This window comes from Bradyrhizobium manausense, assembly GCF_018131105.1.
Taxonomy (GTDB): domain Bacteria; phylum Pseudomonadota; class Alphaproteobacteria; order Rhizobiales; family Xanthobacteraceae; genus Bradyrhizobium; species Bradyrhizobium manausense_B.
The window spans coordinates 2,799,368-2,814,980 of the sequence record NZ_JAFCJI010000001.1; the positions used below are offsets into that span (position 1 = coordinate 2,799,368).

General features: G+C 65.1%; 12 protein-coding genes. 6 read left to right on the plus strand and 6 right to left on the minus strand.

All coding sequences use genetic code 11. From position 1 onward, the window contains the following. Nucleotides 1–236: 236 nt before the first annotated feature. Nucleotides 237–2,579 carry a Tex family protein gene (locus tag JQ631_RS13375; RefSeq protein ID WP_212326787.1) on the minus strand — a complete coding sequence of 781 codons (2,343 nt, stop codon included), beginning with the start codon at nt 2,577–2,579 and terminating at the stop codon, nt 237–239. 1,084 nt (nt 2,580–3,663) lie between these two features. Between JQ631_RS13375 and atzD the strand changes: the two genes are divergently transcribed. Next, nucleotides 3,664–4,773, plus strand: a complete 1,110-nt coding sequence (gene atzD, locus JQ631_RS13380; protein WP_212326788.1) for a cyanuric acid amidohydrolase — start codon at nt 3,664–3,666, stop codon at nt 4,771–4,773. A gap of 111 nt (nt 4,774–4,884) precedes the next feature. Beyond that, nucleotides 4,885–6,354, plus strand: coding sequence for an amidase (locus tag JQ631_RS13385; RefSeq protein ID WP_212326789.1), 1,470 nt, complete (start codon nt 4,885–4,887; stop codon nt 6,352–6,354). 42 nt (nt 6,355–6,396) lie between these two features. Here the strand turns inward: JQ631_RS13385 and JQ631_RS13390 are convergent, their stop codons facing one another. Further along, nucleotides 6,397–6,714: a hypothetical protein gene (locus JQ631_RS13390; RefSeq protein WP_212326790.1), complete on the minus strand. Its 318-nt coding sequence runs from the start codon at nt 6,712–6,714 to the stop codon at nt 6,397–6,399. A 140-nt stretch (nt 6,715–6,854) separates the two neighbouring features. Here JQ631_RS13390 and JQ631_RS13395 point away from each other — a divergent pair, with 140 nt between their 5' ends. Together JQ631_RS13395 and JQ631_RS13400 are read left to right on the plus strand one after the other, a co-directional pair. Beyond that, a complete protein-coding gene (locus JQ631_RS13395; RefSeq protein WP_212326791.1) occupies nt 6,855–7,763 on the plus strand; it encodes a PaaI family thioesterase in 909 nt (302 codons plus the stop codon). 80 nt (nt 7,764–7,843) lie between these two features. Then, nucleotides 7,844–8,209, plus strand: a complete 366-nt coding sequence (locus JQ631_RS13400; RefSeq protein WP_212326792.1) for a hypothetical protein — start codon at nt 7,844–7,846, stop codon at nt 8,207–8,209. On the opposite strand, the gene poxB is transcribed toward JQ631_RS13400, so the two are convergent. From poxB to JQ631_RS13415, 3 genes are all read right to left on the minus strand, one after another. Next, nucleotides 8,206–9,942 (minus strand): ubiquinone-dependent pyruvate dehydrogenase, encoded by a 1,737-nt coding sequence (poxB, locus tag JQ631_RS13405; RefSeq protein WP_212326794.1) that lies wholly within the window; start codon nt 9,940–9,942, stop codon nt 8,206–8,208. The genes JQ631_RS13400 and poxB overlap by 4 nt on opposite strands. A gap of 80 nt (nt 9,943–10,022) precedes the next feature. Further along, nucleotides 10,023–10,655: a 2-dehydro-3-deoxy-6-phosphogalactonate aldolase gene (locus JQ631_RS13410; RefSeq protein WP_212326796.1), complete on the minus strand. Its 633-nt coding sequence runs from the start codon at nt 10,653–10,655 to the stop codon at nt 10,023–10,025. A 14-nt stretch (nt 10,656–10,669) separates the two neighbouring features. Continuing rightward, a complete protein-coding gene (locus JQ631_RS13415) occupies nt 10,670–11,584 on the minus strand; it encodes a 2-dehydro-3-deoxygalactonokinase (RefSeq protein WP_212326798.1) in 915 nt (304 codons plus the stop codon). 218 nt (nt 11,585–11,802) lie between these two features. On the opposite strand from JQ631_RS13415, the gene JQ631_RS13420 reads away from it, so the two are divergent. Then, the gene (locus tag JQ631_RS13420; protein ID WP_212328598.1) at nt 11,803–12,900 is read left to right on the plus strand and encodes an LLM class flavin-dependent oxidoreductase; all 1,098 of its coding nucleotides are present in this window, start codon (nt 11,803–11,805) and stop codon (nt 12,898–12,900) included. 57 nt (nt 12,901–12,957) lie between these two features. Next, nucleotides 12,958–13,527 carry a flavin reductase family protein gene (locus JQ631_RS13425; RefSeq protein WP_212326800.1) on the plus strand — a complete coding sequence of 190 codons (570 nt, stop codon included), beginning with the start codon at nt 12,958–12,960 and terminating at the stop codon, nt 13,525–13,527. 62 nt (nt 13,528–13,589) lie between these two features. Here the strand turns inward: JQ631_RS13425 and JQ631_RS13430 are convergent, their stop codons facing one another. Then, on the minus strand, nt 13,590–15,440 hold the full coding sequence (locus tag JQ631_RS13430; protein WP_212326803.1) for a sigma-54-dependent Fis family transcriptional regulator: 1,851 nt from the start codon (nt 15,438–15,440) through the stop codon (nt 13,590–13,592). Nucleotides 15,441–15,613: the final 173 nt, after the last annotated feature.

The window sequence follows — 15,613 nt, forward strand, 5'->3', positions numbered from 1 at the left end:
CGGCGATATGTCTGCCGCACCGGAGGGATCAGAGAGGAAGCAACAGGCCGCTTCAACTTACAAGCGCGCCAGATTCTGACGCCGAATTTAGGAAGTATGCTCTCTCCTCGTCATTGCGAGGAGCTCTTGCGACGAAGTAATCCACTGTTCCCCCCGGAGAGATTCTGGATTGCTTCGCTGCGCTCGCAATGACGACGTGGTTAGAACTCGCACCCCCACGTCGAGCTACTCAACCCTCACGCCCGCTTGCCGCCGTTCTTTTCGGCCGCCCTGCGCATGGCCTCGGCGAGGGCGCCGCCGCCACCGCCGGACGGCTCCTGCTTGCGCGGCGCCGACGAGGTCATTCGCGCCGGATTGCGCGTGTTGTTGTCGCGCTGCATGCCGGGGGCGTCCTTCTTGGCGCCGACCTCGTCGTCGAGACGGAGAGTCAGCGAGATGCGCTTGCGAGCGACCTCGAAGTCCAGCACCTTCACCTTGACGATGTCGCCGGGCTTCACCACCTCGCGCGGATCCTTGATGAAGGTCTTGGACATCGCCGAGATGTGCACGAGGCCGTCCTGGTGCACGCCGATGTCGACGAAGGCACCGAAGGCGGCGACGTTGGTCACCGTGCCTTCGAGGATCATGCCCTTCTGGAGGTGCTTGATCTCCTCGACGCCTTCCTTGAACACGGCGGCCTTGAATGCCGGACGCGGGTCGCGGCCCGGCTTCTCGAGCTCGCGCAGAATGTCGGTCACGGTCGGCAGTCCGAAGGTCTCATCGACGAAATCCTTCGGCTTCAGCGTACGCACGACCTCGCTGGAGCCGATCAACGCCTTGATGTCGCTCTTGGTGGCTTCGAGAATCCGGCGCACCACCGGATAGGCTTCCGGATGCACGCCGGAGGCATCGAGCGGATCCTCGCCGCCGAGGATGCGCAGGAAGCCGGCGCACTGCTCGAACGCCTTCGGTCCGAGCCGCGGCACCTCCTTGAGCGCCTTGCGCGACTTGAACGGGCCGTTGGCATCACGATGCGCCACGATGCTCTGCGCCAGGCCGGAGCCGACACCCGACACGCGCGCCAGCAGCGGCGCGGACGCCGTGTTGACGTCGACGCCGACCGCGTTCACGCAGTCTTCGACCACCGCATCGAGCGACTTGGCGAGCTTGGCCTGGCCGAGATCATGCTGATACTGGCCGACGCCGATCGCCTTGGGCTCGATCTTGACGAGCTCGGCGAGCGGATCCTGGAGACGGCGGGCGATCGAGACCGCGCCGCGCAGAGTAACGTCGAGGCCGGGCAATTCTTCCGAGGCGAATGCCGACGCCGAATAGACCGACGCGCCGGCTTCCGACACCACGATCTTCGACATCTTCAACTCGGCCAGGCCCTTGACGAGATCGCCCGCGAGCTTGTCGGTCTCGCGTGAAGCGGTACCGTTGCCGATCGCGATCAGCTCGACGTGATGCTTCATCGCGAGCCGGCCGAGGGTTGCGAGCGACTCGTTCCACTGCCGCTGCGGCTCGTGCGGATAGATCACGGCGGTGTCGACCACCTTGCCGGTCGCATCTGTGACCGCGACCTTGACGCCGGTGCGGTAGCCGGGATCGAGACCCATGGTGGCGCGGGTGCCGGCGGGCGCGGCCAGCAAGAGGTCGCGCAAATTGGAGGCAAACACGCGGACGGCCTCGGTCTCGGCCGCGTTCCACAGACGCATGCGCAGGTCGATGTTGAGATGCACCTGGATCTTGGTGCGCCAGGCCCAACGCACGGTGTCGATCAGCCAGCGGTCGCCGGCACGCTTGAGGTCGGCGATGCCGAACCGCTTCATGATCTTCAACTCATAGGCGCCCGGCACGCCCGCGGGCGGCACTTCGGCCTCGGCCTGGATCTGGAGGTCGAGAATTTCTTCCTTCTCGCCGCGGAACATCGCGAGGATGCGGTGCGATGGCAGCTTGGTGAGCGGCTCGGAGAACTCAAAGTAGTCGGCGAACTTTTCGCCCTCGGTCTTCTTGCCCTCGCGCACCTTGGAGGCCATGCGGGCATTGGTCCACATCTCCTCGCGCAGCACGCCGATCAAATCGGCGTCCTCGTCGAAGCGTTCGACCAGAATCGCGCGGGCACCGTCGAGCGCGGCAGCCGCATCCGCAACGCCCTTCTCGGCATTGATGAAACCTTCGGCGACGACCTTGGGATCGTTGCCGGACTCCGTCATCAGCTTGACGGCAAGCGGTTCGAGGCCGGCCTCCTTGGCGATCTCGGCCTTGGTGCGGCGCTTCGGCTTGAACGGCAGATAGATGTCTTCGAGGCGGGCCTTGCTGTCGGCGGCGAGAATGGAGGCCTCCAGCGCGGCATCGAGCTTGCCCTGCTCGCGGACTGATTCGAGGATCGCCTTGCGGCGGTCTTCGAGCTCGCGCAGATATACCAGGCGCTCCTCGAGGGTGCGCAATTGCGCGTCGTCGAGCGCACCGGTCGCTTCCTTGCGGTAGCGGGCGATGAAGGGAACCGTGGCGCCGCCATCAAGCAACGTCACCGTTGCCTCGACCTGCTCCGCCCGAACCCCAAGCTCCTGCGCAATTTTCTGGTTGATATTCGCCACGCGAGAATCCCTCTATTTCCCATCCCGCGACGCAAACCGAAACCCGGCCGCGGGACGCCGCTTATGGACCAACCAAGGTTGATTCATCAAGGTGCGGTACGCAACCGTCGACAGAGGATTTTTTTGTCGAACCGATGCGATCCCGCCACAATCGTGGGGATGTCGGCGGGTCCGATTGCCGAAGTTGGGATACCCGCCCCCTCCGCTCGTCGTTGCGAGGAGCCCTTGCGACGAAGCAATCTAGTCTGCCTCCGCGGAGAGACTCTGGATTGCTTCGCTGTACGCGCAATGACGGAGCAAGGGGTCGCACGGTATCCTCCAATGAACACTTCGCGTCGCGGACACAGCGTATCCTTCTCGCGGCGCCTTCCGCCCGAGCTTTGCTCTTCGCTTCGCGCCCTCTCGAATGAAAGGGCGCAGGGAAGGCCGGGTGCCGGCTGGCACCCACGGTCCGCTGTGCGCATGTAGCGCATAAGAACTGCACAGCGGCATACAGGTGAAGCCGAACACACGGCCTTCCCTGCGCAGTGGTTGGACGGCTTATGCCGTGCTCTCCCGGGAGCCGAATTCCTTCTGGCCTCCCTCACCCCGCGAAAGTCGCCGACATCGCGCCGGTTGGCGTCAATGTCGCATCCGCAAGACTTGACCGTAGCGACGACGGTCGGGACCACACGGTTTTGCCGTACGCAAGCCGACCCGCTTCGCCCCAAAGGGGCTTCGCAGGGCTTTGGCGCCGTTCGTACAACGCGGCTTGCGAGATGCTCACGGGGTTCGGCTCAATCCATCGCCCCGCCCTGCACTCACATCCGCGACGGCGCTGCCCACGTCCACCGCGACCCAATCCGCGGCTCGTGACGACGTACGACCGCCCCTTTTGCCGGATCAGGATGGAGGGCATATACGATAAATCCGAATTTCGGTAAAGTGGAATGTTTTTGACGGGCGGGATTGACACGCAGCGAAACAGGGACACTACACATTTGGTGTCGTCCCGGCGAAAGCTGGGGCTTGGCGCTTGACATCCGGCCCGCTTCCACGGCTGGGTGCCCCTTGCCGGACCACCGAACTTCCACGAGGACCATCCATGCGGACAACATCGGTCGGCGTCTTCAAGGTCGCCACCAAGGGCCCCGGCGACGTCTCCGGCCTCATGAGCCTGATCGATTCAGGTGCGATCGATCCCGCCTCCGTCCTGGCGATCCTCGGCAAGACCGAGGGCAATGGCGGCGTCAACGACTTCACCCGGGAATATGCCGTCGCAGCGCTGTGTACGGCGCTGGCGCCGAAACTCGGTCTGACGCCTGAAGAGGTCGAGCAGCGCATCGCCTTCGTGATGTCCGGCGGCACCGAGGGCGTGCTCAGCCCGCACATCACGGTGTTCACGCGCCGGGAGGTCGATCGGCGCCCGGCAGGCATCTCCGGCAAGCGCCTGAGCATCGGCATGGCGCAGACCCGCGATTTCCTGCCTGAAGAGCTCGGTCGTTCCGCACAGATCACCGAGACAGCCCGGGCGGTGCAGGCCGCGATGGAAGAAGCCGGCATCACTGACGCCACTGACGTCCATTTCGTCCAGATCAAGTGCCCGCTGCTCACCAGCGAGCGTGTCGAGGCAGCAGCCGCACGCGGCAACAAGACGGTGACGACCAGCGCCTACAACTCGATGGCCTATTCGCGTGGTGCTTCCGCGCTCGGGGTTGCGGTTGCGCTCGGTGAGGTCGTCTTCGACATCGGCGACGACGAGGTGCTGCGGCGCTACGATCTGTTCTCGAAGGTTGCCTCGACCTCATCAGGGATCGAGCTGATGCACAATGTCGTCATCGTGCTCGGCAATTCAGCGTCGTCGGCGAGCGAGTTCGAGATCGGGCATGCCGTGATGAGCGATGCGATCGATGCGCCTGCGGTCGTGTCGGCGCTGAAGCGCGTCGGCCTCGGCGTCGCGCCGCAAGCGACCGCAGGCCGCGAGCTCGTCAACATCTTCGCCAAGGCCGAGGCCTCGCCGAGCGGCACCGTGCGCGGCCTCCGCCATACCATGCTCGAGGACACCGACATCAGCTCGACACGCCATGCCCGCGCAGCGGTCGGCGGACTGATCGCCGGCCTTGCCGGCACCGCGGCTGTCTACGTTTCGGGCGGCGCAGAGCATCAGGGACCTGCAGGCGGCGGCCCGGTTGCGGTCATCGCGCGCCTGTCCTAATGACGCACCGACCTCTCCGCCCGGCGCAACCCTGCCCTTCGCGCCGGCTCAGTTGATTCACGCGGGCCCTTGCGAAAAAGGTGACGCGGCACCCCAGGGGATTTGGACTTCATGACTTTGCCGATGAGCTGGAACGAATGGACGCAGCATGATGGCGTCGGACTTGCGGCGCGTGTCCGCAAGGGCGAACTGACGGCGAAGGAACTGGCACGTCAGGCTGCGGCCGCGGTCGCAAAGGTCAATCCGACGCTGTCGGGCGTGGTCGAGCTGTTCGATGACGTCATCGCCGATCCCGCCAAGGACGGCGCCAATCTTGCCGGTCCGTTCGCCGGCCTGCCATTCCTGATGAAGGATCTGGGTCCGACCATGAAGGGCCGGCTCCAGGAAATGGGCTCGCTGCTGATGCGCGGCAATCGCGCCGAGGCCGATACGTTCCTCACCGGTAAATTCCGCCAGGCAGGCCTCAATTTGATCGGTCGCACGACGACGCCGGAATTCGGCGTGTGCAGCTCGGCTGATAATCCCGCTGTTTATGTTACCCGCAATCCCTGGAACACCGACTACACCACATGCGGCTCATCCGCAGGCAGCGCCGCGATGGTTGCGGCCGGCGTGGTGCCGATCGCGCATGCCACCGACGGCGGCGGCTCGATCCGCATTCCCGCCGGCGTCAACGGCAATATCGGCCTGAAGGTCTCGCGTGGCGTGTTCTCGCTCGCCCCGCACATGTCCGACCTCACGGGCCTCGTCTCGATCCAGGGCTGCCAATCGCGCACAGTGCGCGACACCGCGGCTTTCGTCGATCATGCTCGCGGCCCCGCACCCGGCGAGTTCATGCCGTTCTGGACCACCGCGCAGCCATATACGGAAATGATCAAGCGCGATCCGTCCAAGCTGCGCATCGCGCTATCACACACCTGGGGCGATTACACCGCGACGCCGGAAATCAAAGCCGAGCTGGAGAAGACCGGCCGCTTCCTCGAAGGCCTCGGGCATCATGTCGATTATGCGTTGCCCGAGCTCGACTTCCGCGCCGCCTTCGCGGCGCAGACCACCTGCTATATCTCGAACTTCTCCGTCGTGATCTCCAACATGCTCGCCGCGCGCGGCCTGGAGAAGCCGCCGGAAGATTTGATCGAGCCCATGAACATCCGGATCTGGGAAGCCGGACGTCACACCAGCTTCGCCGACCGCGCCAGGATGCAAGGAGTGTTCAACACGACTTCGCGCGGCTTCGGCAGCTTCTTCGAGCAATGGGACGTGATCCTGACGCCGATCACCGCGCTGCCGACGCCGAAGGTCGGCACCAGGGAATATCTCACCCTCTCCGACAACCCCGACGTGCTCGACTGGTTCGGCAATCTCTGGCGCTTCTTCGCCTTCACGCCGCTCGCCAATCTCTGCGGCATGCCGGCGATCTCGATGCCGATGGCAAGCCAGGATCACGGCCTGCCGCTCGGCATCCAGGCCATCGCGAAGCAGGCCAATGACGGGCTGCTGCTGCAACTCGCCGCCCAGATCGAGCGCGCGCTCGACGGCAAGTGGAACGACGGCAAGAAACCGAAGGTGCATGTCGGCTGAGGTTCGGCGATCACATTGAGATGCGACCGCATTCGATGAACCTCAGTTCTTCACCACCGGGATCTCTTCCGTCGGCTGCTGCTGACCGAGCTTGAGCATCGCCAGCGCCTTGTCGAGCGCTTCGCGCAAGGCGAGCGCTGCGGCCGGACTGCAGCGCAGATGGGCCGTCTGGACCACGTCGACCCTGACGGCGGCACCGACAGGCATCAGGAGATTGGCGGCAAGCTCGATCTGGATCGCGCCGTTGTGATGGCCGAAGCAGGATGCGCCGTCGAAATAGATGATCGGCGCCCGCTCGGAGCTGGAATTGGAAATGGTGACGGGCCCCTGGTTGGCGGCAGGTGTTTCGGGGTCAGCCATGGATACTCCTCGCGGGCAATGAAGCGCCCACCATCGTTGCTTCGGCCTGATCTGTCGAGGCCAAACCAGTCTCGCAAACCCGCCGTACGACGATGTAGGTGGGTTTTGCGCAGTCGCCGACACTGGTCTAGAACATCGAGATGACCAGCTCATCGACCACGTTGCCGTTCGAGGAACTCGCCGAGGCCATCAAGGGCCGCCGTTCCGATTATGGCCATATCAGCGGACTCCAGCTCGACCGCTTCGCACCGGGCGAGGCCTGGTCGAGCCTGCCCTACCGCCCCGTCTTCGTCGGCGACACCGAGACCGGCGTTCTCCATGGTGGTGTCGTCACCGCGATGCTGGACGAGAGCTGCGGCATGGCGGTGCAGCTTGCGCTCGACGGCACCAGCGCGATTGCCACACTCGATTTGCGCATCGACTACCAGAAGCCGGCGACGCCCGGGCTCGCCATCAAGGCGCACTCGGTGTGCTACCGCATCACGCGTTCGATCGCCTTCGTGCGCTCGACGGCTTACCAGGAGTCCGAGGACGATCCGGTGGCGACCGCCACCGCGTGCTTCATGATCGGCGCCAACCGCACCAACATGCTCGCGGACCGCCGGATGGACTCGCGCAGCATTCCGACGCTGGACGCGCCCGACGATCCGGACGGCCCGTTCGCCAACAGCCCGTTCGCGCGCTGCCTCGGCATTCGCGTCAATGACGACGGCACGCTGACGATGCCTTTCTCGCCAAGGATCATCGGCAACCCGATCCTGCCCGCCATCCATGGCGGCATGACCGGCGCCTTCCTCGAGACCACCGCGATCCTGGGCGTCAGGCGCGAGCTCGGGATCGCGACGCTGCCGAAGCCGATCGGGCTCACCGTCAATTACTTACGCTCCGGCCGTGCGCTGGACACCATTGCCAATGTCTCGATCGTGAAACAGGGCCGGCGTATCGTCGCTTTCGAAGCGCGGGCCTGGCAGGACGATCCTGACAAGCCGATCGCTTCCGCCTTCGGCCATTTCATGCTGCGCCCGACGCCCGGAAACGACGAGGAATAGGCGTATTTTACTTGACGGCCGGGGCCTGACGTCGAAGGCTTGAGACTCAACCATAACGCAATCCTGCGAGAGGTATTCGGTTGCGGCATCCGCTCGACATCATCGCCATGTTCGCCGCGCTATGGCTGCTGGCATCGATGGTGCTCGACGCGCTGACGCCGAAGGAATTGACGGCGATCATGATCGCGATTGCGATCGGACCCGCCATCGTCGTCACCGCCGTGTTCTACTACCTGCGCTGCCCACGGCTGGATTTTGCGGTGATGTTCGCAGCGCTCTGGCTGATCTCCGATATCGCCATGGCGTTCGTCTCGCAGACCCAGCTGCCGCACTTCCTGATCGTGCTCGGTTTCGTGCCGGCGGCGCTGATCGGCGGCGTCCTGCACTGGCAGCGCTTCCAGCGGCGCCACGAGCGCCTGCCCGCGCCTTCGGTCAAACGAAGCTAGCGCGACAGCAGGTTCGTCTTCGCGAGGTCGATGACTTCATCGCCACGGCCGCTCATCACTGCACGCAACACCCAAAGACTGAAGCCCTTGACCTGTTCGGCGGTGATGGTCGGCGGCATCGACAGCTCCTGCTTGGCGGTGACGACGTCGAGCAAAGCCGGGCCGTTATGGGCCAGCATCTCCTTCATGGCACCAGGGAGTTCGCCGGGATCCTCGACGCGCTTGGCAAAGATGCCCATCGCACGCGCCATCGCTGCGAAATCGGGATTCTCCAGATCGACATTGGTGTCGACGAAGCCGGCCGCCTTCATCTCCAGTGCGACGAAGCCGAGCACGCCGTTGTTGAAGATGACCACCTTCACCGGCAGCTTCATCTGCGTCAGCGTGATCAGGTCGCCCATCAGCATGGTGAAGCCGCCGTCGCCCGACAACGAGACCACCTGGCGGCCGGGCTGCGCTGCCTGGGCGCCGATCGCCTGCGGCATGGCGTTGGCCATCGAGCCATGCACGAAGGAGCCGATCAGCCGACGGCGTCCGTTCATGTCGAGATAGCGCGCGGCCCACACCGTGGGCGTGCCGACGTCGGCGGTGAAGACGGCATCGTCGGAGGCGTGATCGCTGATGACTTTTGCGAGGTACTGCGGATGAATGGGCTTGGCTCCCGGCGTGCCCTTCGCCAGCGAGTCCAGGCCTTCACGCGCCTTCCGGTAGTGCGCGAGGGCGTCGTCGAGATGCTTGCGCTGCGTCTTGGTCTTGAGCAGCGGCAGCAGCGCCTCGATGGTCAGCTTGACGTCGCCGACCAGGCCGAGATCGATCTTGCAGCGGCGACCGAGATTCTCGGGGCGGATGTCGATCTGCGCGACCTTCGCATCCACAGGGAAGAACTGCTTGTAGGGAAAGTCCGTGCCGAGCATCACCAGCACGTCGCAGGCATGCATGGCGGCGTAGCCCGAGGAGAATCCGATGAAGCCGGTCATGCCGACATCGTAGGGATTGTTGTATTCGACATGCTCCTTGCCGCCGAGCGCGTGCACGATCGGGCTCTTAAGGCTTTCTGCGAGCTGCATCAGCGGCGCGTGTGCGCCGGCGCAGCCGCGGCCACAGAACAGCGTGACGCGCTCCGAGCTGTTCAAGAGGTCGGCGAGTGCCTTGAGTTCTTCGGCCTGCGGCACGACTTTTGGCGCAGCGAGTGCAAGCCCGCGATTGGTCGACAGCGCGCGCTTCGGAGGGCTGCGGAACGCGACATCGCCGGGCATGGCGACGACGGCAACGCCGCGCAGGCCGACCGCCGCGCGGATCGCGTTCTCCAGCACGAAGGGCAACTGGCTCGGATCCGAGATCAGCTCGCAATAATGGCTGCATTCGCGAAACAGGTTTTGCGGATGAGTTTCCTGGAAATAGCCGCCGCCGATTTCCGCCGACGGGATTTGGGCAGCGATCGCGAGCACCGGCACACGGCTGCGATGCGCGTCGAACAGGCCGTTGATCAGATGCAGATTGCCGGGCCCGCAGGAGCCGGCGCAAACCGCAAGGCTGCCCGTCATCTCGGCTTCGCCGGCGGCCGCGAATGCCGCGACCTCCTCGTGGCGGACATGAATCCATTCGATGGTGCCGCGACGGCGCAGCGCCTCGGTGAGACCGTTCAGACTGTCACCGACGATGCCGTAGATGCGCTTGACGCCGGCCTGTTCGAGCGTTGCCACGAACAGATCGGCTATGTTGTTGATCGCCATGATGGTCTCCTGATCTCGCTGATGCAGCAAGATAGGACAACGCATGACCGTGACCGCATCACGGCTTGTTTATTGTTCGATCAGTCTTTCGCAATCGCCCGATCATAGGCCTCGATCGTCGCTTTCGCGCGCGCGGCGACATCGGCGGCCGACATGCCGGGCTTGTAGAGGCTGGAGCCGAGCCCGAACGCCGTCACACCGCCCTTGATGTACTCCGCAAAATTCTGGTCGGAGACGCCGCCGACGGCGGCGATCATCACACCGGCCGGCAGGATGGCGCGGATCGCGGCAATGCCTGATGCGCCGAGCACGCTCGCCGGAAAGAATTTCAGGCCGGATGCGCCAGAACGTGCCGCGAGCAGCGCTTCGGTCGGCGAGAACACGCCGGGCAACGTGATCATGGCGTACTGATGTGCACGCGCGAGCACCTGCGTATCCACGTTCGGCGAGACCATCAGCTTGCCACCGACGTCATTGAGGCGGTCGACATCCGCAGTGGCCAGCACCGTACCGGCGCCGATCAGCACGCCTGACGGCGCGAGCTTTGCAGCGGTGCCGATGGAGCGGAACGGATCCGGCGAGTTCAGCGGAATCTCGATCGCGGTCATGCCGGCCTCGATCAGCACGCCGACGATGGCCTCGGTCTCCTCCGGCTTGACGCCGCGCAGGATCGCGACCAGGGGCCGCTTCATCGGCGGAAAGGGAACGCTCATCTCAAGAATCCTTCCTAACTGGTCCAGATCGCGGCAGCGGCCATCGAAAGGCCGCGGCGCACCGCTTCATCGGCATCGATCGGGTTCACGATAACCGACAGCGCGTCGAACGCCTGCCGGTACAGAGAAGCCAACCGGCCCGACGCGATCAGCGTGATGCCGGCCTTTGGCATTGCGCCGGAAAGGCCTGCCGCGAGCTCCGCGCCGATCAACGTGCCCGACAGAGTCTCGCGCGCTGCGGCGGGCGTGCCGCCGAACAGCAGCTGACGTGACCTTGCGGTGAACAGGAGGTTTGCGGCGAACGCAGGCGCCTCGAACGCGGCTTTCACCGCCGCCTGGAAGCTCCTGGCATCCTGGGCCTCCTCGGCGCCGGCGATTGCGAGCGACAAGATCGTTTCGCGCGACACGACGCTGAAGAGCTCGCCGGTCATGAAGGTCGAGAAATGCGCGACCGTGCCGTCCTTGACCCGCACCCATTTCGAATGGGTGCCGGGCATGCAAACCAGCGCCTCGCCCGCAGCGTCGAGGCCGAGGGCGCCGAGCAATTGCGTCTCCTCGCCGCGCATCACGTCCGGCGACTTGGCGTCGCGTTGCGCGATGCCCGGCAGGATGCGGATGTCGCGCGCCGTGCCCGGCACGCGGGCGGCCTGCTCGAGGATCGCGGACAAGGGCGCTGGCGTGTCGACGTAGCCGGCCTCGACCCAGCCGGTCTTGGCCCCGGCCATGCCGCAGACCAGAACCGGCACATGAGCCGGCGCGCTGACGGCGGTGAGGTGCGATTGCAGCACGCCGGGGAAGCCGGCCTTGGCCGCCGCCAGCATGCCCTCATCGCTGCGGCGCTCGGCCAGCACCTGGCCGGCGCGATCGACCAGCCAGAGCCGGAAGCTGCTGGTGCCCCAGTCCACCGCGACGTAAGCGGGTTCGGTCATTTCCAATCGTATCCTTAGTCTCACCGCCAAGACACCGTCTCGCGACAATGAGACGGGGTTTTGCAAATCCGCCCCGGGATATCGGCAATTGCCGCCGCAAACCAGCGTTTTCTCGCGGGCCCGAGGCGAGGGGCGCGCTGGCACACCGCTTGCTGAAGCTGTCTCGTTTACGCCCCGGAACGCGCGGCAAGACGCGTCAACATCAGATGAGGAAATCCATGGAGATCGGCTATTTCACGATGCCTTCGCATCCGCCGGAGTGCGGCCTGAAGGAAGGACATGATTGGGACCTGCAGGTCCTGCGCTGGCTCGACGAGCTCGGCTACCAGGAGGCCTGGATCGGCGAGCACCACACCGCGCCGTGGGAACCCAATCCCACGCCGGACCTGCTGATCGCGCAAGCCCTGATGCAGACCAAGAATATTCGCATCGGACCAGGCGGCTTCCTGCTGCCCTATCACCACCCGGCCGAGCTGGCCAACCGCGTCGCGATGCTCGACCATCTCTCCGAGGGCCGGCTCAATTTCGGCGTCGCGGCGAGCGGCCTGCCGAGCGACTGGGCGATGTTCAACGTCGACGGCATGAGCGGGCAGAACCGCGACATGACCCGCGAGGCGCTGGAAATCATCCTCAAGCTCTGGACTGAACCTGCCCCCTTCACCCACAAAGGCAAATTCTGGACGGTGACCAAGCCGGACACGATGTTCGATTTCCTCAAGCCGCACATCAAGCCGCTGCAGGCGCCGCATCCGCCGATCGGCGTTGCCGGGCTCTCGAAGAATTCGGACACGCTGAAGCTTGCGGGCGAGCGCGGCTTCATCCCGATGAGCCTCAACCTCAACCCGGCCTATGTCTCCAGCCATTGGGATTCGGTCGAGATCGGCGCCGCGAAAACCGGCCGCAAGCCGAACCGGCAGGACTGGCGCCTGGTGCGCGAGGTCTTCGTCGCCGACACCGACGAGGAGGCCTGGAAGCTCTCCACCGGCGACATGATGGGCCGGATGATGAGTGAGTACTTCCTTCCGTTGCTCGGCCATTTCGGCTTCAAGGACTATCTGAAGCACGCGCCCGACGTGCCCGATAGCGACGTCACCGTCGAATATTGCGCCAAGCGGAACTGGATCGTCGGCTCGCCGGCCACCGTCGCCGAGAAGATCGAGAAGATCTACGACGAGGTCGGCGGCTTCGGCGTGCTCTGCGTGTTCGGCTTTGACTACAAGCACAAGCCGGAAGCCTGGCACCACTCGCTCTCGCTGCTCAAGAACGAGGTGATGCCGCGCCTGAAGCATCTCGGCTCCGCGCAGAAGGCGGCTTGACCCGCAGCGGGTGCGGCGCAATCGTGCCGCACCCGCCTCTATTTCGGAGATTTCCGCGTGACGGTCGATGCCAAGCCTCTCGACGCAAAGGATTTCAAGCAGGCGATGCGCCAATGCGCCGGCGCGGTTGCGCTGGTCACCGTCGGTGCCGAGCATGGCAAGCGCACCGGACTGACGGTGACCTCGGCCTGCTCGCTGTCGGACAATCCGCCGTCGCTGATCGTCTGCGTCAACCGCAACGCCAGTGCGCACACCCGCATCCGCGAGGAAGGCGCCTTCGCGATCAACTTCCTGCACGAGGATCACGCCCTGCTGGCGCTCACCTTCAGCGGCCAGAAGGGCGTCAACGGCGACGATCGTTTTGCCTTCGGCCAGTGGACGCGCGGTGAAACGGGCGCGCCGGTGCTGACCGATGCTGTCGCCGCGTTCGACTGCGTGCTGGCGCAAGAGTTCGAGACCAAGACGCACTCGATCTTCGTCGGCGAGGTACGTGGCGCGACACATTTGGCCACGGCGACGCCGCTGGTCTACTTGCGCAGCAGTTTCCACACGCCGCAGGAGATGCGCGAGACCGTTTCAGTCGGCGACCTCGATTCGCGGCATCTGAGCTGGACGGATTTTTCGTAAGGACGAGCTACAAGTTCGGTGCCCTTCCCTTCGCCCCTTGTGGGAAAGGGAAAGAGAGATCGCTACTGCGCTGTCTCGATCTTCAGCTGCTTGATCTTCCGGTACAGTGTCGCGCGGCTGAGCTTCAGCGCACGCGCTGCCTCCGTCACGCGGCCGCCGTGCTTGCGGAGTACCTCGATGATCGTGGCGCGCTCGGCCGCTTCGAGATCGGCCTGCGCTGTCCGGCCACCAAACGGCGGCAGATCGAGATCGGCATCCATGATCACGCCATCCTCCGCCGTGCAGCCGGCGAGCCGCAGTACATGGCGCAGTTGGCGCATGTTGCCGGGGTAGGGATAGGCCGCGAGTTGCGCCCAGGCCTCCTGTGAGAGGCGGCAGTTCGGCGCCTCCTCGCGCGCGATCTGGCGGATGATGTCATCCCGGTCCGCGCGCTCGCGCAAGGCCGGCAGCCGCACCTCCATGCCGCGCAGGCGGAAATAGAGGTCGGCGCGGAAAGCCCCCTCCTCCGCCATGCGGCCGAGATCGCGATGGGTGGCGCTGATCAAGCGGATATCCACCGGCACCGGCTTGAGCGCACCGAGCGGCCAGACCTCGCGGTTTTCGAGCACGCGCAAGAGCCGCGTCTGCAGCGCGATCGGCATGTCGCCGATCTCATCGAGGAACAGCGTGCCGCCGTCGGCCTGCACGATCAGACCCTTCGAGCCGTCGCGGCGCGCGCCGGTGAAGGCGCCGGCCTCGTAACCAAACAGCTCGGCATCGATCAGGCTCTCCGGCATCGCCGCGCAATTCAGCGCGACGTAGTTGTTGCGGGACCTGTTGCTCGCCGCATGAATCGCGCGCGCGAACACATCCTTGCCGACGCCGGTCTCGCCATGCAGCAGCACCGGCAAATTGTGATCGCCGATGCTCCGCAAGCGCTTCACGCTCTTGACCAGGCCCGGATCGCGGCCAGCGAGCCGATACAGCGCATCGAAGCGATCGACGGGCGCATCACGGCGTAGCGTGGCGGACTTGACGCGCTGCGGAGGGGAGACATGGCTTTGCCCGAGCGGACGGCCATCGGCGCGACGCAATTCGACGAACTCGTCCGCGTTGCGCGCATGGTCGAGCTTGATGTAGCGCGACAGATCGATGCCTGAAGCGATCAGTCCGTCGGTAAGGCCCAGCAAGGCGCGCGCCGAGCGGCAGGCGCCGACAATGCGGCGATCGTCGTCATAGGCGAGCAGGCCGCTGCCGCCATCGCCCGGCACGGTCGCGATCCAGGCGCTGCGGAAATGATCGCGGAAGATCGCGCCCTCCATCCGCCGCGTCGCTTCCATGGTCACCGAGAGCGCAAGCTGATGCGCGGCCCGCTCGAGATCCTCGCGGCACGAGGTGATGTTGATCGCACCGGCGAGACGCCCGGCCTGGTCGAACAGCGGCGCGACGGCGCAGGAGAACATGTGCCACTGGGCACGAAAATGCTCGTCGCGATGCACCAGGATCGGCTTCTGCTCCGCGAGGCAAGTCCCCAGCCCGTTGGTGCCTTCAAACGTCTCGGCGAAGTTCGAGCCGGTATAGATCTTCCAGTCCATGAACATCCGTGCGTCGGCCTCGGCCGGCAGCCGGCTGAACAGCATGGTCGCGTTCACGTCCGCCAGATTGACGCAATAGCCGGCGTCCCGCAGCACGCGGGCGAGATCGTCGAGCTCGGGCGTGAGCAGCCGGATGGTCTCCTCCAGCGGCTCAGCGACGTGACGGACCTCGGACTCGGTGAGCGTCTGCGGCGGCCCCTGCCGGGCGGGATCGAGCTTGTGGCTGATCAGGCAGCGCCGCCATGAGTTCTCGATACGCGAAGATGCATCGACGTCGGCCACGTGATTGGCCACGGACAAGACACGGGCGACATGGTTCGAGGCCGAAAGGCTGGCCATCGCGGACGTCTCCACCCTGCATTATGGTGCAAAGTCTGGCACCACAGGCGGGGATGTCAATCGGGAACCGGGATCGTGGATGGAGGCAGGCCGTACCCGCATCGTCATGCCCGGGCTTGTCCCGGGCATCCACGTTCTTTCGAACGCGCGGCAACGCGTGGATGGCCGGGACA